The sequence below is a fragment of the Microbulbifer agarilyticus genome, assembly GCF_001999945.1.
Taxonomy (GTDB): domain Bacteria; phylum Pseudomonadota; class Gammaproteobacteria; order Pseudomonadales; family Cellvibrionaceae; genus Microbulbifer; species Microbulbifer agarilyticus_A.
The window spans coordinates 2,973,756-2,990,056 of record NZ_CP019650.1; the positions used below are offsets into that span (position 1 = coordinate 2,973,756).

Consider the following 16,301-nt stretch of genomic DNA (forward strand, 5'->3'; position numbering starts at 1 on the left):
TGGCTCGGTCTGGGCGACCGAATGTAAAGATGAAAACTGCGGCAGTTATACCAAAAATTGACGAAAAAGTAAGCGGGTCCAGTTATCAGAATAGGACATACCCGGAGGAAAACCCCGCCGTCGCACAATCCACGACCGAGCCGTCATCGAGGCTCAATTGTGGTGAATTGGCTTATCCACAGAAAAATCGTCGTGTGTTAGACCCCAAATGCAGTCTTTTGACCTGCCCGATGGCTTAATAATGACATCAAGCAGGTGTAGAATGCGGCCCATCAATAACTGACCTACTACCGTACTTGGGTCGGTATGGGTCCCAGACAAAGGAAGGAATACCACATGGCACACGTTCTGCCCGAACTCCCCTATGCTATGGACGCACTGCAGCCGCACATCTCCCAGGAAACCCTGGAATACCACTACGGCAAACACCACAAGACCTACGTCGACAAGCTGAACGGCCTGCTGGACGGCACCCCGGAAGCTGACAAATCCCTGGAAGAAGTGATCAAGTCCTCCTCCGGTGGTGTTTTCAACAACGCAGCCCAGATCTGGAACCACACCTTCTACTGGAACTGCCTGAGCCCTAACGGTGGCGGCGCAGCCACTGGCGCCGTGGCTGAAGCCATTAACGCCGCTTTCGGTTCCTTCGACAAGTTCAAAGAAGAATTCACCGCAAGTGCTGTGAACAACTTCGGTTCTGGCTGGACCTGGCTGGTGAAGAAGTCCGACGGCTCCGTTGCCATCGTAAACACTTCCAACGCCGAAACCCCGCTGACCGACAGCAGCGTTACTCCGCTGCTGACCTGCGACGTTTGGGAACACGCCTACTACATCGACTACCGCAACGCGCGTCCGAAGTACATGGAAGCGTTCTGGGCACTGCTGAACTGGGACTTCGTGAACCAGAACTTTGCCTAATCACTGACTCAACCCAGTGATGCGAAAAACGGGCCTTAGGGCCCGTTTTTTTATTTCCGATACACCCTTGCTCCCCCACTACCCTTCGCGCAAAAAGTGACCAGAACGCCACAAAAATTTGCAACTGGCGCCCCTTCTCGTTAAAACACTGAACGCTAAAAAATTCGTTCCACCCTTCATCCATTAACATTGAGACATACCATGAAGCTCAAGCTGACTCTGCTGGCAGCCGCCATAAGCGCGCTGGCCATGACAGGTTGTGACCGTGAACAAGCCGGTCAACAGAAAAACACTGCCGCTAACGAGACCGCACAGGTAACCGAGCAGGCAGCTACCGAGAGCGCAGAAACTGCAACCAGTGCCGCGGCATCTGAGGGCGACGCCGAGGTTATCCAGCAGACCAATGAACTGTTTGAACAACAGTTCCAGACACACGTAAGCCGCAGCCCGGAATTCAAAACCTTCCTGGGCATGAAAGAGGATTACGGTAAGTGGGACGACCTCTCGCCAGAATTTGAGAAAGAAACCCACGAGATCTATAAGAGCCAGCTGGAAGCGCTGAAGAAGATTGACCCGAACAAACTCGATAAGGCGACCCGCCTGTCTCTGGACCTTGCCATCCGCAACCTGGAGCAGAATATCGAGGGCTGGAAGTGGCGACTGCACACTTACCCGGTAAACCAGATGTACGCCGCTCACACTAGCGTGGCATCCATGCTGATCAACCAGCATCGCATCGACGATGCGTCCGATGCGGAAGCCTACATCTCCCGCCTGAACGCCCTGCCCGCACACTTCGACCAGCTGATCGAAAACCTGCAGGCGCGCGCCGACAAGGGCGTGATCGTGCCCAAGTTTGTATTCCCGTACATTATCAGCGACGGTCAAAACCTGATCACCGGCGCGCCCTATGGCGATGGCGAAGACAGCACCCTGTACGCCGACTTCAAGGGCAAGGTGGACAAGCTGGAAATCAGCGACGAGGAAAAAACTGCGCTGGTAGAACAGGCCAAAACCGCGATGCTCGACAGCGTGAAGCCGGCTTATGAAAAACTCATCGGCTACCTGGGCGAACTGGAACAGAAAGCCACCACCGACGATGGCGCCTGGAAATTACCCGACGGCGACGCTTTCTACCAGCACCGTCTGAACGTGTACACCACCACCGATATGACCGCCGAAGAGATCCACCAGAAGGGTCTTGAAGATGTGAAGCGCATTCACGATGAAATGCGCGAGATCATGGCCAAGGTGAAGTTTGAAGGCACGCTGCAGGAATTCTTTGAGTTCATGCGTACCGACAAGCAGTTCTACTACCCGGAAACCGAGGAAGGCAAGCAGCGCTACCTGAAAGAAGCGACTGCGATGATCGACAACCTGAAAGGGCGCCTGGATGAGTTGTTCATCACCAAACCCAAGGCAGACCTGGTCGTAAAAGCGGTAGAGCCCTTCCGTGAAAAATCAGCCGGTAAAGCCTTCTACCAGCGTCCGGCGCCGGACGGTTCTCGCCCCGGTATCTACTACGCCAACCTGTACAAGATGAGCAGCATGCCGGTGTACCAGATGGAAGCGCTCGCTTACCACGAAGGCATTCCAGGGCACCACATGCAGCTGTCCATCATGCAGGAACTGGAAAACGTTCCGAGCTTCCGCAAGTTCGGTGGTTACACCGCGTACACCGAAGGCTGGGGTCTGTACTCCGAACTGGTGCCCAAGGAAATTGGTCTCTACCAGGACCCCTACTCCGACTTCGGCCGCCTGGCGATGGAACTGTGGCGCGCTGGCCGCCTGGTGGTGGATACCGGCCTGCACAGCAAGAAATGGACCCGCGAGGAAACCATTGATTGGCTGGCAGAAAACAGCCCCAACCCCAAAGAGGATGTAGTGAAAGCCATTGAACGCTACATCGTGATGCCTGGTCAGGCCACCGCCTACAAGATCGGCATGATGAAAATCCTCGAGCTGCGCGAAAACGCCAAGCAGCAGCTGGGTGATAAGTTCGACATCCGCGAGTTCCACGATGTGGTGCTGGCCAACGGTGCCGTACCACTGGATGTGCTGGAAGAGCTGGTTACCGACTGGGTAAACAGCAAACAGGCGAACTAAGCCCTGTGTGCGCTGCCGTCACCCCACCGGGTGACGGTGGCAGCACTGCCGACAAACTCCCATTTGTGACATTGATTCACACTCCCCTCGTCCCAATCATCCGTCCTTGCACTCTTTTTACACTTCTTGGGCACCTTAAGCGGTAGCACCCCCCTTCCCCTCTTTTATTTCCGTTGGCGCAATTTACAATGTGTCGCTTCGCGGTCGCGCTCTGCACTTCGCTGATAAGCCGCCACCGCCGCAGTACAACTCGATTGCTCTCACTGGGAATACACGCAAATGGATTTTCGTCGTCTCAAGTTACCCCTTGCCCTGTCTGCTATTTGCGGGCTCACGCTGACTGGCTGCACCCTCGCGCATAAATTCTTTGAACCCAATATCACCGAAGAACGTATTTCTGAGGTGCGCTATCTGGATCAGGGGTGGACGGACGAAGACCGCCAACTGTTTTACAACACACCACAGGGAACGGAACTGCAGGGGCTGCACTTCGAGTGGCTGCAGGCATTGGAACAACCATTTTCCAAAGAAAAGCTGGCCAGCGAAGAAAACATGCGAGGCTGGGGTTTTATTATCGACCCCACCTTCAGCCCCAAATCCAATGCTGGCAGTATTTACCCGGTGGGCATGGGCAGCCACACGAATATCTTTGACGATTCCGAGCGCCTGGACCTGGGCTGCGCCCTGTGCCACACCGGTGAGCTGCACTACAAGGGTACCGCGCTGCGTGTAGATGGCGGCCAGGCTATTCACGGCATGTCCACAAGTGCCCCCGGGGAATTCATTTTCTCCCTGGGCGCCACCACGCTGGAAACAGCGTTCAACCCCCTGAAGTGGTCGCGCTTTGCCGATGAAGTTGCCGGCGACGATAAACAGGCACGGGCGCAGCTAAAGCAGGACTTTTCCGCATACCGCAAACGCTTCTTTGAATTCGCCAAAGGCCCGGGGCGCGATGCAAACTTCCCGGTGGCCGAAGGCCGCGGCCGCACCGATGCGGTTGGACGTATCGGCAACGTGGTGTTCGGCTACAACCTGAATATTGAAGAGAATTATCAGCCGGCAGATGCACCGGTGAGCTACCCGTTTTTGTGGGACATCTGGCGTTTTGACTGGGTGCAATACACCGGCTTTACCAACCAGGCCATGGCACGGAACGTGGGCGAAGGCCTCGGGGTGATGGCGCCAGTAAAACTGGTAGACGAAAAAGGGAACCTGCTTCCCGAGGGCGAATTCGGCCAAACCACCATCGATGTGAAGGGTATGCATTGCGTGGAAACCACTCTGCGCAAACTGCGACCGCCCAAGTGGCCGGAAGATGTGTTGGGTGAAATTGATCTCGCACAGGCCCGCGAAGGCAAGGAGCTGTTCGCCGACCAGTGTGCCCACTGCCACGGCCCGCACCCATCCAAACCTTACCAGTGGGCGGTCGCCGCCAATCCCGGTGACAACCCCACCAACCAGCGCGACGTAAACTGGCAGTGGGATATGTCGGGCCAGATCAGTTATGACGAACAAGACCATCCCCTGCGTGAAGACTGGCGCGAGTCTATTTGGGCGGTGCCGTGGATTGATGTGGAGGTGATCGGAACCGACCCCACTGCAGCGAACAACTTCGTCGATCACACCTACGATCCGGGTCCACTGGTGGCCAAAAACCCAAACGACCCGGACGACGCCGTTAACCGTCGTGTGAATGCCGGCGACGGTTTGCAATTGCTGATCAATGAATTGGTACCGGTGCTTTACGAGAACAGCGGTATTTCCAGCGACGCCAATGGCGTCGCCGATTACGACGGGCTGAATGTGCCCTTCCGCATCGTCAATAAAGCGGCGTACAAGGCTCGGCCGCTGCACGGTGTCTGGGCCACGCCGCCCTTCCTGCATAACGGCTCGGTGCCCACTATTTACGACCTGCTCTCACCGAGAGAGGTTCGCCCGGTACGTTTCGGTGTCGGCCACCGGGAATACAACCCACGGAAGCTGGGCTATATGACCGAGATGCGCCGCGGCAATTTCGAATTTGATACCACGCAAAAAGGTAACAGCAATAGCGGCCACCAGTTCACCGATGCCGATGTACCCGGCCGTATCGGCCGGCGCTTCAAAGAAGGCGAGCGACTGGCACTGCTGGAGTACCTGAAGATAATGGGCAACCCGGACTTCTCGGAACGTTTAGGTGGCGACCCGCAAAACTGGGATCAATACCCGGAGCCGCCGGCCAGCGCCATCGGCGACCAGGCCTGCGCGCCCTTCCGCCACGATGCTGCACCGCAACTGGTTAACAGCGAGGTAACACCATGAAGTTGCCGCGCTCCTACACAGGTTTTATTGCACCAATACTCGCCGCAGTTTTTTGCGCTTCCACAACATTCGTCGCTACTGCTAAAGAAACCGCGCATGAAGTGAAGCCTGCCGAACTGGATACACTGGGAATGGACATCTCCCCTGCCGAGCAGGCCGCCATTGCGTCGGCAATTCAGTCGGCAAGGGAGATTTCTAAAGCAGCGCACGCGCTCAACAGCCCCCAATACGGCGATCAGTATCGGAGAGATGCCCACGCCAAAGCCACCGGTTGCGTGCGCGCCGACTTCGAAATCAACGGCGATATTCCAGCGCAATTCCGTCACTCCATTTTCAGTGAACCCGGCCGCAGCTACCGCGCGTGGATTCGCTTCTCCAATGGCGACATGCAGGTACAGCCAGACGGGAAAGGTGACGCCCGTGGCATGGCGGTGAAAGTGATGAATACTCCGGGCACGCCCATTGCCCCGGAACTGGCCGATGCAGGCAGCACCAACCAAGATTTCATCATGACCAACATGCCGGCGTTTTTTAATCGAAATATTTTCGATTACGCGGACAATATGCATTACCTCGCCAAGATGGATCGCGGCGGCTGGTTTATGGGCATATGGCCGCCGCGGCTGCACCCAATCGAAACCCTGCGTGCCTACCAGACCGTATCCTCAACCATCAATAATCCACTGCATGCGCAGTACTTTTCCATGCTGCCCTATCGATTGGGGAATACCCCGGTAAAATTCTCCACACGCCCCTGTCCTGGCAGCCGCTACCCTGTCACCGTTCAGCAGAGTGACGACAATTTTCTTACCGAGCAGATGGCCGACACCCTGAACACAGGCAGTGCCTGCTTTGAATTTATGCTGCAACCGAAAGTTGCAGAAGCGAGCGAGGCAGACATGCCGCTGGATGACGGCACCGTGATCTGGCAGGAATCGCAATCTCCATTTATTCCCGTGGCACGCGTACATATTCCACCGCAGGAATTTACCGGCGAAGCCCAGCAGACCTTTTGTGAAAACCTATCGATGAACCCGTGGCGCGGTGTTGGCGAGTGGGAACCGCTGGGCAGTCTGAATCGGGCACGCCGACTGGTGTACAACGCGGTTTCCCAGTTTCGCCACCAGCGCAATGACGCACCGCGAGCGGAGCCGGGCAACTGGTGTTTGAACAGGGATGATCAAGCCTGCGACGAATCTCAGGGCTTGCGCATTCGCAAGCCACGCTGGCCGCTACCGCGGTGTTTCGATGGGCATTTCCGTCCAGAGGATGGCAGTGAGGTCAGCAGCCAATGTGAAGGCTACGGCGCGGTCAAATATTGAGGACCTGCTTGACGAAAGGAATGGTGACTTTGCGCTGCGCCTGCAAAGAGGCGCGGTCGAGTTGCTCCAGGCAGGCGAACAGAGCGCGGGTATCCCGCGGCGCCCGGTGCAGAATGTATTGGGCCACATCCTCTGGCAGGTCGAACCCGCGCAACTTGCTGCGCTGGATCAGTGCGCCCAGCTTGTCGCTGTCGCTGAGGGGATGAAGCTGAAAGGTGAGGCCCCACTGCAGGCGGGACTGCAGGTCCGCCAGGGTAAGATTCAGGCCGCGCGGTGACTTACGCGCGCCCAACAGCAGCTGTCGGCCGCTATCACGCAGGCGGTTGTACAGGTGAAACAGCGCCGTCTGCCAGTGTGCGCCACCCTCGATCTCCTGCAGGTCATCGATACAGACGAGATCCAGGTTCTCCAATCCTTCGACAATCTGCTCCGGGTCGGCGTGAATAAGATCCGTCAGCGGCAGGTACTGGAAGCGGCGCCCGGTGGCTTCAGCCACCTGACAGGCGGATTGCAGCAGATGCGTCACCCCACTGCCGGACTCCCCCCAGAGGTACATTGCCTGCTCCGGACTTTGCCCACTGGCAAAGGCCTGCAACATACCTACCACCTGACGATTGCCATCGTCCGGCGACTGGAAAAAGTTGGCAAAGGTGGCGTCGTCGCGCAGGGAAACTCCTAAAGGGAGTTGCTGCGGCACACCACCGGATTGACTGCTACCTGCCACGAATCTTACTGCCAGCTGTATCGCAACGGATTCTGTGCACTGCCCAGCGGCGCGCGGTAGCCGGAGAGGTCGACCAGCCCGTCGTCTCGGGCCGACTGCAGGTTGCGGTTCAGGGAGAGGAGATTCTGCAGGGTTTGCAGCTGAGTACTGGTGGTCAGAGCCAGAGTCAGGCGGTCGCCATGCACAGCAAGCACGTCTGCGCTGCTGACCTGGGCCAAGCCGTGCAGGTAGGAAGTCGCCGCGGAGTACTGGGCGAAGCTGCGAATGCCGGAGATTTCTACCAGCACCGCGCTGGTTACGCCGGTATCAGAACTACGCACCGCGTAGCGCTCAGCCAGCAGATTGGCCGCACCGTTCACACCGCGCAGAGCCACTTCTTCCATAGAGCTACCACTGGCGTCGAAGGCATAGCTGCGACCGCCGTGGATCAACAGCCAGTTGGCTTGCCAGCGCTGGCCAGAAGTCTGGAGCAGGCGCCCCATCAGGGTGGCATCCGGGCGGTAGCGCACGCCGGCGCGCTCGGCCGCACCTTCATCTTGTGCCCACAGGCTGCCCAGTGGCATGTTGCGTTGGTCATTCAAATCCATGACGGGAAAGTCGAGAGGCAGGCCGCGCTCCATGGCGAGACCGTCAAGCAGGCCGAACAGCTCCGGGTAGTCTTCCTGGCGCAGGGAGTCGCGTCCGCCCTGCAGGGTATCGACCGCCATCCACACCAGAGTACCCGGGCGGTTGTTGGGCCACAGCGGCAATTGCAGCTTGTGCACCAGGTCGCCCACCGCCTGCGGGTCAAACGCCAGGTTCAGGTAGAGCTGGTTGCCGTCGCTTTCATAGCGGTAGCTCTGCACCAGCTTCTGGGATTGCTGGAGCACCGGTGCGATCTTGGGATCTTGGGCTATTTCCAGGTCACCGGTTACCCGGATAAATACGCGTTCCAGGCCGCGCGCCGTGGCACTCGCCCGGTCGCTGGCGCCGCGGCTGGCAACCGCCTCGCTGACATCGTAGAGGTCTGGCATCACGCGGGCCGAAGCAGGCAGGGCCAGCAGTACCGCCAGCATGAAAGCGAAACAGAGTAATACCCGGGGGGTTATGATCGATGGCATTGGCTCGCGGTCCCCTTTTACCTCTATATATGTCACAGACACTGTTTAGTCACAGACGTTAATACTGGTCCAGACATGTTATTACATATTAGGCGCACATTTGATCGCTATCTCTCAGCAGAATTCTCTGCCGCGGAGGGCAATCGCGCAGTGCGTTCCCACGCCGAAGACGAACCTCGGCAGTCAATTACCGGCTATTGTATCAGTGTCGGCTGTTTCTCCCAGCCTTCAGTTCGCACATTCAGGTAAATTTCTACTAGAATACGCGCCCTTCTTATCTAGGCCCTTATCAGGTTGAACCATGAGCGACTCCAAGCCCAACTCCTCCACAAGCCCTTCTCTCAACTATAAAGACGCCGGTGTCGATATCGACGCGGGTAACGCTCTGGTTGAGCGTATCAAGCACGTGGCCAAGCGCACCACGCGCCCGGAGGTCATGGGCGGCCTGGGCGGCTTCGGCGCCCTCTGCCAGCTGCCGAGCGGTTATAAAGAGCCGGTACTGGTGTCCGGCACTGACGGTGTCGGCACCAAACTGCGCCTGGCTATGGATCTGGGCATCCACGACAGCATCGGTATCGATCTGGTCGCCATGTGTGTCAACGATCTGGTAGTGGCCGGCGCAGAACCTCTGTTCTTCCTGGACTACTACGCCACCGGCAAACTGAACGTCGACATTGCAGCCGACGTAGTCACCGGCATCGGCAAAGGCTGTGAACTGGCCGGCGCGGCACTGGTGGGCGGCGAGACCGCTGAAATGCCCGGCATGTACGAGGGTGAAGACTACGACCTGGCAGGTTTCTGTGTGGGCGTGGTAGAAAAATCCGAAATCATCGACGGCAGCAAGGTTAAGACCGGCGACAAGCTAATTGGCCTCGGCGCCTCTGGCCCGCACTCCAACGGCTACTCCCTGATCCGAAAGGTGCTGGAAATCAGCGGTGCGGACCTGAACAAGGACCTCGAAGGCAAATCCCTGGCCGAATCCCTGATTGCGCCGACCCGTATCTACGTGAAGAGCCTGCTCGCCCTGATGAAGGAAGTGCAGGTTAACGCGCTGAGCCACATTACCGGTGGCGGCCTGCTGGAAAATCTGCCGCGGGTACTGCCGGACAACGCCCGTGCGGTTATCGATACCAAGAGCTGGGACCTGCCTCCGGTATTCCGTTGGCTGCAGGAAGCCGGCAACATTGAAAGCCGCGAGATGTACCGCACCTTTAACTGTGGTGTGGGCATGGTGATCTGTGTGCCCGCTGAGCAGGCAGACAAGGCCGTTGCCAAGCTGCAGGAACTGGGCGAAGACGCCTTTATCGTCGGCAGCATTGAAGCAGCCGACGGTGGCGAAGCGGTTGAGCTGGCGGGCCTGTAATCTCATATGTCTGCCGATTCCTCTTCTCCAACGCGCAAGTGCCGCGCCGTAGTCCTTATCTCCGGCAGCGGCAGCAACCTGCAGACGTTCCTCGATGCAGCGGCAAACGCGGAATGCGAATACGCCGTTGAAGCCGTCATCAGTAACAAAGCCGATGCCTACGGGCTCACCCGCGCGCAAAATGCGGGTGTATCGACCGAGGTTCTGAGCCACAAGGACTTCGCCGACCGCGACAGTTTCGACCGGGCCATGGTCAAGCTCATCGACAGCTATGAACCGGACCTGGTCATACTGGCCGGGTTTATGCGCATCCTTACCCCGGACTTTGTACGCCACTACAGTGGACGGCTATTGAACATTCATCCATCTTTGCTGCCAAAGTACCAGGGCCTGCACACGCACAAGCGTGCACTGGAAGCGGGTGACGATGAACATGGCGCCACCGTGCACTTTGTCACCGAGGAGCTGGATGGTGGCCCGCCTATTTTGCAGGCTGCCGTCCCCATCGAAACCGGTGATACGCCAGAGTTGCTTGCACAACGGGTGCTGGTGCAGGAACATAAAATCTACCCGCAGGTGGCCCAGTGGTTTGCCCAAGGGCGTCTTCGCATGGTCGGCGACCGCGCCGAATTCGACGGAGAGCTACTACCTCGCAGCGGGTTGCGGTTGTAGGGCCGGTACAACTTCCGGTCTGAGACCATCCATATAGATGGAAGTCCAATAACAGGCCGGAGGTTATCTCTTGAATCGTTGCGCCCGCACTATTGCGTCCACTTCTTTCCTTTTACCTTTTTTCACAACCGTCCTCGCCTCCTTCCTGCTAGGCAGCCTGGCGAGTGTTGCCGAGACAAGCGCTCAACCTGCAGCGCCCCGCGTCCTACTCCCCTTCACCGCCACCTACGAAGCCAAGTTCAGCGGTTTTGCCGTCAAGGCGGAGCGCACCCTCAGCGGCAACCCGCAAAGCTGGCGCCTGGATTTTTCCGCACACTCCATGTTCGCGAAAATTGAAGAGTACTCCCGCTTCGCACAGAAAGGGCTGCGCCTGATCCCGCAACACTACGATTATCAAAAATCCGGCCTCGGCCGCGATCGTCACACCGCGCTCAGTTTTGAAGATGACGGAAAACGTGTCGTCAATATTTACAACAAGTCCCGCAGCATTGAAAAAGCACCGGAAAATATTCAAGACAAGATAAGTTATCAGATGCAATTGGCCATTGACGTTGCCAATGGAAAACAACCATTGAAGTATCTGGTGGCCGACGGAAAAAAAATTCGTGAGTACGAATTTGAAGTGGCGGGCAAGGAAACCGTCAAAACACCAATGGGCGAGATTGAAACAATAAAGGTGCAACGCATTCGCGACGAAGGTGCACAGCGCGTCACAAACATATGGTTCGCGCCAGAGTGGAACTATGCACTCGTAAAACTGATGCAACGCGAAGAAAATGGCAAAAGCTACCAGATCACCCTGACAAAATTACTCATTGATGGAAAAGAAATTTCCATCAAAAAATAATTTTTAAAAATTTCCCACACTCTCCAAAAAAATTACGTCAAAGCGTAGATTTTTCCGCAATTCGTCTCTATAAAGACGCCGCATTTATCTAGTAGGTAAATTTGACACTGCTAGACTCCATCTACTAGGAACATGTTTGCTGTATGCAAACTTTTTCCGGAATAGATTCTCAGCCAAGTTTCGGAGTGGGCTTCCACACCAACTGGCATTCTTTTCAGTAATTGAGTGGGACCTCATGAACACTAAAACTCTGCGTAAAGCCGCATTAGCCGCAGCGATCTGTTCCGTAACCGCCGGTACTTATTCGAGTGGCGCATTTGCAGCTGGTTTCGCCCTCCAGGAATCCAGTACCTCCGGTTTGGGCCGCGCGTTTGCCGCGGAAAATGCCATTGGTGATAACGCCGCCATTCTCGCTCGCAACCCGGCAGGTTCTGCGCTGTTCAATGAAATGGCTTTCTCCGTAGGCGTGACCTACGTAAACCCGGAAATTGATGCCGCGGGCACCACAGACTACTACCTGCTGACCCAGCAAGGCCCGGTGCTGGCCGCGTCTGTATTCGATACAGCAGACGACTACGCCAGCTCCGCATTCGTACCCAATGCCTACCTGGCGATTCCGGTAGACGACTGCTGGTCATTCGGTATTGCCATGAATACCGACTACGGCCTGGAGACCGATTTTAATTCCAGCTGGCCGGTAACCCACATCTCCGACAAAACTGAGCTGCTGTCTGTCACCATCGCGCCGTCTGTTGCGTTTGACTTCAACAACCAGTTCAGCATCGGGCTGTCTGCGAACTTCCTGTATGGCGACGCCACACTGAAGACCAAAGTCCCGAACAACTTCGTACTGGAAGATGCTGCGGAGCAGCTGCTAGGTTTCCCTGTCTCCAACGCCAAAATCCTCGACGCCGATGGCGATGACTGGTATGTAGGGTGGAGCATCGGCGGTCTGTGGCGCAGTGCAGACGGCCACACCCACGTGGGCGTTTCCTATCAGTCCGAGCTGCGCCCTGAGATTGATGCAGACGTAAATTCCGATCTGCTGCCTTCCTTTGTCGATGGACGTCCATTTGACAATGAGCGCGCTCGACTGACTCTGGACCTTCCCGACACTCTGGAAATCGGCATCTACCACCGCTTCGATGAGCACTGGGGCATCGCCATGGGCGCCCTGTGGACCGACTGGGACGACTTCGAGCGCCTGCAAGCCTTCTTCCCGGATCAGCGTATCAACGATGAGCCTGTAGATCGTTACAACCCACTGCTGATCAAAGAAGAAAACTTTCAGAGCGGCTGGCGCTACAGCCTGGGTGCGGAATACTACCCGTGTGAAGAAATCACCTGGCGCGTGGGCTACGCCTACGACAACGGTGCAGCACGCGATGGTCTGAACGAAGATGGCCGCATCGAATCCGCTGCTGTGGGCCTGAATGGCGGCTTGGGTCTGCCGGTAACCTGGCGCACCCTGTCCATTCCGGACGCGGATCGTCAGTGGGTTACCTTCGGCGGCACCTACAAGTTCAACGACCAGCTGAGCGTCGATGGTGGTCTGGCTTACATCTGGGGTGATGACGAGCCCATCCAGGAGTTCCAGGCTCTGCCGCTGACTCCAGACATCGGTCTCGGCACCTACTTTAACGGTGGCACCACCAACCTGGAAGCCTGGCTGGTAGGTGCATCTCTGAACTACAGCTTCTAATCCCTCGATTAGTACTGGAACGTTCAAAAGGCCGGGTGGCAACACCCGGCCTTTTTATTTCCCGGTCAACCATTCAGACAAAATCTGACGAGAAATGTACAGTGAGTATGCATTCGCACCAAAACAACCCCACCCGCGCACCGTTTAAGCCTCTCCCCACTCAATAGCCTGCACCAAATCTATCCCCACATTCACCACCCTGCACTGAAACGGTCGTCTGAGCCAAACCGGCCAAAGCCCCGATCACACATAACTCCAGGCGCAGTGGCGCAGCATTCCCTTTGCCTGAATAGCGTAACAAGCTGGACCGACGGCCCTTTGTCGCCAATTAGTTTTCGCTGCATGCAGTTCAGTAAACCTTATAAAAACAGGGGCTTTGGCGAATGTGAGTATTTCCTCACCCCATATATACCTCCCCCATAAACCACCAAACTCCCGACTGGGCAAACACATCTCAGAAAAAGTTGGCACGGAGTCTGCAATGGTGAGAGTGAGCGCGTAACAAACCACGCGCACCACAAATGACCGGCCGCTCACAGTCAGCTGCCCGTCGACGAGCTACAAGTAGCTCACAAAAAATTAGTCAGGCAACGCACCTAGGTGCTTGTCTTAGAGCAGAGGCGCTCACCGATCCCGTCGAACGTAACGGGCAGTCGGTGAGCGCTTTTTTTTGGCCTGAATTGCAGTCACCAGATTCACTGGCCGCTCAACATAGAGTTTTACAACTACATCGCTGACAAAACTTGGAGCAAACTAACCATGACCTGGAACAAGCCATTTAAAACTCTTGCAGCGTCTCTAGCGCTGGCAGTGGGCTTCAGCATTTCGCCCGCTACCGCCGAGGAGCTGGGCTACCCGGAAAAAGAAGAACTGACGTTTGGTTTTATCAAGCTGACCGATATGGCCCCCATCGCCATCGCTTACGAAAAGGGCTACTTCGAAGATGAAGGCCTTTACGTAACCATCGAAGCGCAGGCCAACTGGAAAGTATTGCTGGACGGCGTAATCGATGGACGCCTGGACGGTGCCCACATGCTCGCAGGCCAGCCAATCGCCGCGACCATGGGCTTCGGCACCAAAGCCGAGATCATCACTCCCTTCTCCATGGACCTGAACGGTAACGGCATTACCGTTTCCAATGCCATCTGGGAAGAGATGAAGCCAAACATTCCCAAACAGGCGGATGGCAAGCCGGTACACCCGATCAAGGCAGACGCGCTGAAGCCGGTTGTTGAAAAATACAAAGATGAAGGTAAGCCCTTCAACATGGGTATGGTATTCCCAGTATCCACGCACAACTATGAGCTGCGCTATTGGCTCGCCGCTGGCGGTATCCACCCGGGCTACTACGCACCGCATAAAGGCGACATCTCCGGCCAGATTGATGCAGACGCCCTTCTGTCCGTAACTCCGCCACCGCAAATGCCAGCCACTCTGGAAGCCGGCACCATCTACGGCTACTGCGTAGGTGAGCCCTGGAACCAGCAGGCGGTATTTAAAGGCATTGGCGTACCGGTAGTAACCGACTACGAAATCTGGAAGGACAACCCGGAAAAAGTCTTCGGCATCACCAAAGAGTTTGCTGAAAAATATCCGAACACCACCGTTCGTGTTACCCGCGCTCTGATTCGTGCCGCTATGTGGCTGGACGAGAACAACAACGCGAACCGCCCGGAAGCGGTGAAGATTCTCTCCCAGTCTAACTACGTGGGCGCCGACTACGACGTAATTGCCAACAGTATGACCGGTACTTTTGAGTACGAAAAAGGCGACAAGCGCGAAGTACCAGACTTCAACGTATTCTTCCGCTACAACGCGACCTACCCCTACTACTCCGACGCTATCTGGTACCTGACTCAGATGCGCCGCTGGGGCCAGATCTCCGAAGACAAGCCTGACGACTGGTACAAAGAACTGGCAGCCAAGGTATACCGCCCTGACATTTACCAGGCAGCCGCCAAGTCCCTGATTGAAGAGAAGCTGGCTACTGCAGCGCAATTCCCAGACTTCGAAACCGAAGATGGCTTCCGCAACCCGCAGACCCACTTCATCGACGGTATCGTCTACAACGGCAAAGAGCCAAATGCTTACATCGAGAAATTCGATATTGGCCTGAAGTCCGGACAAAAACTGTAATCAAGCCTCGAAAAGCACTGGCCTGTGATACAGGCCAGTGCCCTCCTCAAAACAATAATACTTTCAGGCTCATAACTAACGCTCAACTCGTGTGCTGAGGTAACAGGAATGAATACCGCTACTGTAATCGCCACAAAATTCAGCGGCCTAAAGCTGCCGCAACTGGACGGAACCTTTTTCAGCAATGCCATCCGACTGGTGGCACTGCCCGCCGCAGGCATACTCGCTTTCCTGCTGCTATGGTCCGTCACTGCACAGAATATTGATACATCATTGGGTAAGTTTCCCGGTCCCGCTGCAGTCATGGAGCAGTTCAATGCCCTGCATGATGAGCACCAGCGCTCCCGCGAAAAAGAGCAGGCCTTCTATGAGCGCCAGGAAAAGCGCAATGCGGAACGTGTAGCAAAAGACCCAAACTACCAGCCCAAAATCCGCGCCTACACAGGTAAAGAAACCTTCTTGGATCAGATCATTACCAGTCTGGTAACCGTCATGAGCGGCTTCCTGCTGGCAGTAGCTATCGCCATTCCACTGGGTATCACCATTGGTTTGAGCCAAGCGCTGAACAACGCAATCAATCCGATCATTCAGATCTTCAAGCCGGTATCGCCACTGGCCTGGCTGCCGCTGGTGACCATGGTGGTCTCCGCACTGTATACGTCGCCAGACCCACTGGTAGCCAAATCGTTTCTGAATTCACTCATCACAGTAACCTTGTGCTGCCTGTGGCCAATGGTTATCAACACCGCGGTCGGTGTTGCCGGTATTGATAAAGACTTGGTGAATGTGAGTAAAGTACTGCGCCTGCCCGCCCTGCGACACGTGCAAAAAATTGTTCTGCCAGCCTCCGTACCCATGATCTTTACCGGCATGCGTCTCTCCCTCGGCGTGGCCTGGATGGTACTCATCGCAGCGGAAATGCTGGCACAGAACCCCGGCCTCGGAAAATTCGTATGGGACGAGTTCCAGAATGGTAGCTCCGACTCCCTGGCCCGCATCATGGCCGCAGTACTGGTCATCGGCTTGATTGGCTTCCTGCTCGACCGCGGCATGCTGGCCCTGCAAAAACTGGTTTCCTGGGACAAAACAGCGAACTAATCCCGGTACCAG

Annotated in this window: 12 protein-coding genes; 10 read left to right on the forward strand and 2 right to left on the reverse strand. The window is 56.2% G+C overall.

Annotated elements, in window-relative coordinates; all coding sequences use genetic code 11:
* Nucleotides 1-336 precede the first annotated feature (336 nt).
* The 4 genes from Mag101_RS12390 to Mag101_RS12405 all read left to right on the forward strand — a co-directional run bounded on the left by Mag101_RS12390 (nucleotide 337) and on the right by Mag101_RS12405 (nucleotide 6,647).
* Nucleotides 337-918 (forward strand): superoxide dismutase, encoded by a 582-nt coding sequence (locus Mag101_RS12390; RefSeq protein WP_010131551.1) that lies wholly within the window; start codon nucleotides 337-339, stop codon nucleotides 916-918.
* A gap of 201 nt (nucleotides 919-1,119) precedes the next feature.
* Nucleotides 1,120-3,024: a DUF885 domain-containing protein gene (locus Mag101_RS12395; RefSeq protein WP_077405465.1), complete on the forward strand. Its 1,905-nt coding sequence runs from the start codon at nucleotides 1,120-1,122 to the stop codon at nucleotides 3,022-3,024.
* A gap of 279 nt (nucleotides 3,025-3,303) precedes the next feature.
* The gene (locus Mag101_RS12400) at nucleotides 3,304-5,325 is read left to right on the forward strand and encodes a c-type cytochrome (protein ID WP_077405468.1); all 2,022 of its coding nucleotides are present in this window, start codon (nucleotides 3,304-3,306) and stop codon (nucleotides 5,323-5,325) included.
* Nucleotides 5,322-6,647 (forward strand): catalase family protein, encoded by a 1,326-nt coding sequence (locus Mag101_RS12405; protein WP_077405471.1) that lies wholly within the window; start codon nucleotides 5,322-5,324, stop codon nucleotides 6,645-6,647. The genes Mag101_RS12400 and Mag101_RS12405 overlap by 4 nt, the downstream gene beginning before the upstream one ends.
* Here the strand turns inward: Mag101_RS12405 and hda are convergent.
* Nucleotides 6,637-7,371 (reverse strand): DnaA regulatory inactivator Hda, encoded by a 735-nt coding sequence (gene hda, locus Mag101_RS12410; RefSeq protein ID WP_232325011.1) that lies wholly within the window; start codon nucleotides 7,369-7,371, stop codon nucleotides 6,637-6,639. The genes Mag101_RS12405 and hda overlap by 11 nt on opposite strands.
* A gap of 5 nt (nucleotides 7,372-7,376) precedes the next feature.
* The gene (locus tag Mag101_RS12415) at nucleotides 7,377-8,471 is read right to left on the reverse strand and encodes a DUF2066 domain-containing protein (protein ID WP_232325012.1); all 1,095 of its coding nucleotides are present in this window, start codon (nucleotides 8,469-8,471) and stop codon (nucleotides 7,377-7,379) included.
* A gap of 301 nt (nucleotides 8,472-8,772) precedes the next feature.
* Here Mag101_RS12415 and purM point away from each other — a divergent pair, with 301 nt between their 5' ends.
* From purM to Mag101_RS12445, 6 genes are all read left to right on the forward strand, one after another.
* Nucleotides 8,773-9,834, forward strand: coding sequence for a phosphoribosylformylglycinamidine cyclo-ligase (gene purM, locus Mag101_RS12420; protein ID WP_077405477.1), 1,062 nt, complete (start codon nucleotides 8,773-8,775; stop codon nucleotides 9,832-9,834).
* A 6-nt stretch (nucleotides 9,835-9,840) separates the two neighbouring features.
* A complete protein-coding gene (gene purN, locus Mag101_RS12425) occupies nucleotides 9,841-10,506 on the forward strand; it encodes a phosphoribosylglycinamide formyltransferase (protein ID WP_077405480.1) in 666 nt (221 codons plus the stop codon).
* Nucleotides 10,507-10,663: 157 nt separating this feature from the next.
* Nucleotides 10,664-11,353 carry a DUF3108 domain-containing protein gene (locus Mag101_RS12430; RefSeq protein ID WP_077408291.1) on the forward strand — a complete coding sequence of 230 codons (690 nt, stop codon included), beginning with the start codon at nucleotides 10,664-10,666 and terminating at the stop codon, nucleotides 11,351-11,353.
* A 235-nt stretch (nucleotides 11,354-11,588) separates the two neighbouring features.
* On the forward strand, nucleotides 11,589-13,055 hold the full coding sequence (locus tag Mag101_RS12435) for an OmpP1/FadL family transporter (RefSeq protein ID WP_077405483.1): 1,467 nt from the start codon (nucleotides 11,589-11,591) through the stop codon (nucleotides 13,053-13,055).
* A 759-nt stretch (nucleotides 13,056-13,814) separates the two neighbouring features.
* On the forward strand, nucleotides 13,815-15,191 hold the full coding sequence (locus tag Mag101_RS12440) for a CmpA/NrtA family ABC transporter substrate-binding protein (protein ID WP_077405487.1): 1,377 nt from the start codon (nucleotides 13,815-13,817) through the stop codon (nucleotides 15,189-15,191).
* Between the two features lie 108 nt (nucleotides 15,192-15,299).
* Nucleotides 15,300-16,289: an ABC transporter permease gene (locus Mag101_RS12445; RefSeq protein WP_157520374.1), complete on the forward strand. Its 990-nt coding sequence runs from the start codon at nucleotides 15,300-15,302 to the stop codon at nucleotides 16,287-16,289.
* Nucleotides 16,290-16,301: the final 12 nt, after the last annotated feature.

Excerpts from the sequence above, each read along its gene's own strand:
- Mag101_RS12390 (WP_010131551.1), top strand. The coding sequence starts at position 337 with ATGGCACACGTTCTGCCCGAACTCCCCTATGCTATGGACGCACTGCAG.
- Mag101_RS12395 (WP_077405465.1), top strand. The coding sequence starts at position 1,120 with ATGAAGCTCAAGCTGACTCTGCTGGCAGCCGCCATAAGCGCGCTGGCC.
- Mag101_RS12400 (WP_077405468.1), top strand. The coding sequence starts at position 3,304 with ATGGATTTTCGTCGTCTCAAGTTACCCCTTGCCCTGTCTGCTATTTGC.
- Mag101_RS12405 (WP_077405471.1), top strand. The coding sequence starts at position 5,322 with ATGAAGTTGCCGCGCTCCTACACAGGTTTTATTGCACCAATACTCGCC.
- Mag101_RS12415 (WP_232325012.1), bottom strand. The coding sequence starts at position 8,471 with ATGCCATCGATCATAACCCCCCGGGTATTACTCTGTTTCGCTTTCATG.
- purM (WP_077405477.1), top strand. The coding sequence starts at position 8,773 with ATGAGCGACTCCAAGCCCAACTCCTCCACAAGCCCTTCTCTCAACTAT.
- purN (WP_077405480.1), top strand. The coding sequence starts at position 9,841 with ATGTCTGCCGATTCCTCTTCTCCAACGCGCAAGTGCCGCGCCGTAGTC.
- Mag101_RS12435 (WP_077405483.1), top strand. The coding sequence starts at position 11,589 with ATGAACACTAAAACTCTGCGTAAAGCCGCATTAGCCGCAGCGATCTGT.
- Mag101_RS12440 (WP_077405487.1), top strand. The coding sequence starts at position 13,815 with ATGACCTGGAACAAGCCATTTAAAACTCTTGCAGCGTCTCTAGCGCTG.
- Mag101_RS12445 (WP_157520374.1), top strand. The coding sequence starts at position 15,300 with ATGAATACCGCTACTGTAATCGCCACAAAATTCAGCGGCCTAAAGCTG.